The sequence below is a fragment of the Paucibacter sp. XJ19-41 genome, assembly GCF_028462495.1.
In the GTDB taxonomy this organism is placed as follows: Bacteria; Pseudomonadota; Gammaproteobacteria; order Burkholderiales; family Burkholderiaceae_C; genus Roseateles_E.
In genome coordinates this window covers 1-4,710 of record NZ_JAQOWX010000207.1, presented here as the reverse complement: position 1 = coordinate 4,710, position 4,710 = coordinate 1, and the positions used below count along the sequence as shown (strand labels likewise).

The following is a 4,710-nucleotide window of genomic DNA, read 5'->3' as shown; positions in this document are numbered from 1 at the left end:
CGGCGCCGGGTCGGTGTCGGGCGGGCGCAGGCAGGCCGGCGGCGCGCCGCGCGGCGTGCCCATGGCCTTGAGCATGTTCTCCGACTGCTGCAGGCCCTGCTCGGCGGCGGCGGCGAACAGATGGGCGGCCTGGGCATCGTCGCGCTCGATGCCGCGCGCATTGGTCAGCATCCAGGCCAGGTTGTACTGCGCGGCGGCGTCGCCATAGCGGGCGGCGCGGCAATAGAGCTGGGCCGCCATCACCGGGTCGCGCGGCACGCCGTCGCCATGCTCGTAGGCCTCGCCCTCGCGGCGCCAGCGCTGCACCTGGGGCGGCACCACCGGCCCGATCTCGGGCGGCGGCGTCGAGGGTCGGGGCAGGCCGTCCAGGGTCGGCAGGGCCGTGGGTGGCAGCTGGGCATGCGCGGCCCCGGCACAGGCCAGCAGCAGTGTGGACAGCAGTGACAGGGATCGCAAGCGCACGGCAAGGGGAAGGAGATCAGCGGAACCCTCAGTTTAGCCAGGGCCAAGAGCTCCGGCCGGCCGCAGGTCGATACGGACCTCCAGCCCCCTGCCCGCCTGCGGCGCCTGCAGCAGCAGCCGGCCGCCGTGGCGTTCGATGATGGTGGCGACGATGGACAGGCCCAGCCCATAGCCTACGCCGACCCGTCGCTGGTGCCGCTGCGGGATGCAGGCCAGCGCCACAGCCGGAACGCCCGGGCCGTGGTCGCGCACCCGCAAGGTCGCCGGAGCCTCGACGCTGAGCTCGATCAGGCTGCCAGGCGCATGGCGCTGGGCGTTCTCGATCAGATTGCGCAGCACGATGGCCAGCGCATCGAAGTCGCCCAGCGCCAGCACATCGCAGTCCTCGGGCACCTGCAGGCGCAATCGCTCCAGCAGATCGGCATCGGCCCAGAACTCCTGGGCCACGCTGCCGGCCAGCCCGGCCAGATTGACGGGCGCGCTGCTCAGCGCGGCGCCGGACTCGGCACGCGAGAGCTGCAGCAGCTTCTCGGCGCGCCGGCCGAGTCGCAGCAGCGCTTGCTCGGCGCTGAGGGCCTGGGCGCGTGCGGCCGGCGCCAGCCCCATGTCAAGCAGCTGGTGCAGGCGCAGGCGCACGGTGGCCAGCGGGGTGCGCAGCTCGTGGGCGGCGTTGGCGGCCAGCGCCTTCTCGGTGTCCAGCGCCTCGGACAGGCGCAGCAGCAGATGGTTGGTGCTGGCGCCGATCTGCTGCAGCTCGGCAGGCAGCACGGCCGTGCCGGCTATGGGGCTGAGGTCCTGGCCGCTGCGCCGGCCGATCTCGGCGGCCAGCTGGCGCAGCGGCGCCAGGCCGCGCCGCACCCGCCAGCGGATCAGCAGGGCCAGCGCCGGCAGCATGGCCAGCAGCGGCAGCACAAAGCTCAGTGCGTTCTCCAGCATGGCCTCGCGGCGATGGCCCAGGTCGTCGGCCACATGGATCCACAGCGGCAGCGTGGCATGGCGCTGGCTGTAGACGCGCCAGCCCGGCAAGTCGACGAAGCCCGCAGCCAGCGGCACCGCCAGCGCCTGCGCGGGTGCGTCCGGCGAGCGCTGCAGCACCCGGCCGTGCAGGTCCACCAGCTGGTAGAAATGGTGATCGTCCGGCCCCGCCGGCGCCCAGGGGAGCTCCGCCGCCGGCACGGCCATCAGCAGCAGACGCGCGGCACTGTCCATCAGGGTGCTGTCCATGCCCTCGCTGATCTCGGCGCGCGCATGCCAGGTTCCCAGCGCCGCCGTCAACAGCCAGGCACCGCCGACCAGGCACAACAGGCTGCGCGTCAGCTGGCCGGTCAGGCTGGTCGGCACGGCGGGCGCCTCGCTCATCGGGTGCCGCCGCTGAGCCGGTAGCCCAGGCCGCGCACGGTCTGGATGCTGTCCGTGCCGAGCTTGCGGCGCAGGTTGTGGATGAAGACCTCGACGGTGTTGCTGCCCACCTCGTCATCGAAACCGTACAGCGCCTCCACCAGGGCGCTTTTCAGATGGATGCGATCCAGCCGCAAAGCCAGCACGCGCAGCAGGCTCCACTCCTTGGCGGTCAGGGTCACCGGCTCGCCATCGCGGCTGACCGCCATGCGGCCCAGGTCGATCTGCAGCGCGCCGGCTTGCACCAGGGCAGAGTCCGCGCCGCCGCGACCGCGCCGCTCGACCGCGCGCAGCCGCGCCAGCAATTCGTCGGGATCGAAGGGCTTGACCAGGTAGTCATCGGCGCCGGCATCGAGGCCGCGGATGCGGTCACTCACCTGATCACGCGCGGTCAGCACGATGATGGGCAGCGCCGGTGCGCGGTGGCGTATCGCCGGGATCAGCCCCAGTCCATCGCCATCGGGCAGATGCAGGTCCAGCAGCACCGCATGCCAGGGCGCCAGCGGCAAGGCCGCGCGTGCCGCCGCCAGACTGGCCACCCGGTCCACGGCAAAGCCCTTGCCTTCGAGGTAGGCGGCCATGGCCTCGGCCAGCGCGGCATCATCTTCGACAAGCAGGACTCTCATGATCGGCTCCGGCGTTTCATGCCCGCATCAGACCCGGCGGCGATGAAGCGCAGCTTAAGCTGGGCTTCAGGAGGGCGACAGAAACTTCGAGGGATTCACATTGCCCTCGGAAAGTCCTCCCGATGTCCGACCTGCCACACGCCATCTTCGCCACGCTGCTGGCGGCGCTGCTGCTGAACCCGGTCCCGNTCCCGATGTCCGACCTGCCACACGCCATCTTCGCCACGCTGCTGGCGGCGCTGCTGCTGAACCCGGTCCCGGGCCATGCCGGCCGGCCACTCAATGTCGACGATGCCAATGTCAACGAGGTCGGCGCCGGCCATCTGGAGGTCTGGTACGCGCGTCAGCCCGGCGATGCGCGGCTGTGGACCGTGGCCCCCGCTTATGCCCCCTGGCAGGGCATCGAGCTCGGCGCCGCCTGGGCTCGCGAGCAAGGCAGCGCCATCAACAGCACCAGCCTGCAGAGCAAGATTCAGCTGAGCACACCCCACGAGGGCCGCTGGCACCATGCCGCCGTGCTGGGCCTGACGCACACCCGGTTTCAGCACGGCGCCACGCGCTATGCCACGCTGATTGCCAGCCGCGAGTTCCCAGCGGGTGCGCTACACATCAATCTCGGGGCCAGCCGCACGCCCGGCGGCCCGACACTGCCGACGCTGGGCCTGGCCTGGGAGCAGGCCTTGGGCGCGGCGACCGGGCATCTGGAATGGCTGGGCCAGCGCCAGTCCAAGCCGCTGTTCGGCCTGGGCCTGCGCCGCGAGGTCTTCAAGGACCTGCAGCTCGACGGCAGCCTCGGCCGCAGCGGCGGCAGCACGCTCTACAGCCTGGGCCTGAAACTGCAGTTCTGATCTTCAGCTGGGATTCATCGGCGGCATCTGAAATAGGGCTACCGGCAGATGCCGGGAACACTCAACCCTCAGGAAACCCGCCATGAAGACTGTTCTCATCGCCCCGCTGCTGATCGCCCTGTCCGCCACGGCCCTGGCCGGCCCGAGCTGCCAGGTGCCCGAAAGCCAGTGGATGAAGGAAGCCGACTTCCGCAAGACCGTTGAAGCCCAGGGCTACCAGATCAAGACCTTCAAGATCAGCAAGGGCCGCTGCTACGAGATCTACGGCCACGACAAGGACGGCCGCAAGGTCGAGATCTACTTCGACCCGGCCAGCGCCGCCGTGCTGGAACGCAAGTGAGCCGCACCACCGGGCCGCAAGGCCCTGTGCAGGCCGGGGCCGAGGCGCCGGTCTGGGACCGCTTCGTGCGGCTGTTCCACTGGAGCCTGGTGGCCTGCGTGCTGTTCAATCTCTTCGTGCTCGACGACGGCGAGCCGCTGCACCGCTGGTCCGGTTATCTGGCCAGCGCCCTGGTGCTGGCCCGCATCGTCTGGGGCTTCGTCGGCAGCCGGCATGCCCGCTTCGCCGACTTCTTCCCGACGCCGGCGCGGCTGGCTGCCCATCTGCGCGCGCTTCGCTCCGGCGAGCTGCCGCCCCAGCGCGGCCACAACCCGCTGGGCGCACTGATGATGCTGGCCCTGCTGGCCCTGGTGCTGCTGCTCGGACTGAGCGGCTGGATGCAGGGCCTCGATGCCTTCTGGGGCGAGGAGTGGCTGGAAGAACTGCACGAAGGGCTGGCCAACACCTTGCTGGGCCTGGTCGGCCTGCATGTGGCGGCCGCACTGCTGATGGGGCGGCTGGAACGCACGCGGCTGATCCGCGCCATGGTCACCGGCGTCAAGCAGCGCTGGTGACTCAGGGACGTTCCGGCAGCCAGCGCAGCAGGCTTTGGTACAAGTCCTCCGGCGCGACCGGCTTGGCGATATGGTCGTTCATGCCGGCCGCCAGGCAGGCCGCGCGGTCCTCGGCGAAGACATTGCCCGTCATCGCCAGGATGGGCGTGTCGGCATGGCCGGGCAGGCGCCGGATGGCCCGGCAGGCGGCCATGCCGTCGAGCTCGGGCATGTGCAGATCGAGCAGTATCAAGGCGTAGGGCCGCTGGCCGGCCGCCCGCAGCGCAGCCGCACCGTCGTCGACCAGGTCCACCTCCAGGCCGGCGGCCTGCAGCAGCGACCAGGCCACCATCTGGTTGACCGCGTCGTCCTCGGCCAGCAAGACACGCTGGCCGGCATGCTCGGTGCGCAGCCGCAGCTCGGCCGGGTGCAGCGGCTCCAGCGCCAGCACCGGCGCGCGCGTCGCGGCGCGCTCCATCCAGGCGCTGAACCAGAACCGGCTG

At 71.0% G+C, this 4,710-nt stretch carries 6 protein-coding genes; 2 read left to right on the top strand and 4 right to left on the bottom strand.

Annotated elements, in window-relative coordinates; all coding sequences use genetic code 11:
* From PO768_RS27905 to PO768_RS27895, 3 genes are all read right to left on the bottom strand, one after another.
* Positions 1 to 462: tetratricopeptide repeat protein (locus tag PO768_RS27905; protein WP_442953311.1), on the bottom strand; the 462-nt coding region annotated here is incomplete at its 3' end.
* Between the two features lie 33 nt (positions 463 to 495).
* Positions 496 to 1,821, bottom strand: a complete 1,326-nt coding sequence (locus PO768_RS27900) for a sensor histidine kinase (protein ID WP_272648658.1) — start codon at positions 1,819 to 1,821, stop codon at positions 496 to 498.
* A complete protein-coding gene (locus tag PO768_RS27895) occupies positions 1,818 to 2,486 on the bottom strand; it encodes a response regulator (protein ID WP_262970291.1) in 669 nt (222 codons plus the stop codon). The genes PO768_RS27900 and PO768_RS27895 overlap by 4 nt, the downstream gene beginning before the upstream one ends.
* A 930-nt stretch (positions 2,487 to 3,416) precedes the next feature.
* Between PO768_RS27895 and PO768_RS27890 the strand changes: the two genes are divergently transcribed.
* Together PO768_RS27890 and PO768_RS27885 are read left to right on the top strand one after the other, a co-directional pair.
* Positions 3,417 to 3,674 carry a PepSY domain-containing protein gene (locus PO768_RS27890; protein ID WP_272648657.1) on the top strand — a complete coding sequence of 86 codons (258 nt, stop codon included), beginning with the start codon at positions 3,417 to 3,419 and terminating at the stop codon, positions 3,672 to 3,674.
* Positions 3,671 to 4,228, top strand: a complete 558-nt coding sequence (locus PO768_RS27885) for a cytochrome b/b6 domain-containing protein (RefSeq protein ID WP_272648656.1) — start codon at positions 3,671 to 3,673, stop codon at positions 4,226 to 4,228. Before PO768_RS27890 ends, PO768_RS27885 begins: the two co-directional genes overlap by 4 nt.
* Before the next feature lies 1 nt (position 4,229).
* On the opposite strand, the gene PO768_RS27880 is transcribed toward PO768_RS27885, so the two are convergent.
* On the bottom strand, positions 4,230 to 4,710 hold a 481-nt coding region (locus tag PO768_RS27880), incomplete at its 5' end, for a response regulator (protein ID WP_272648655.1).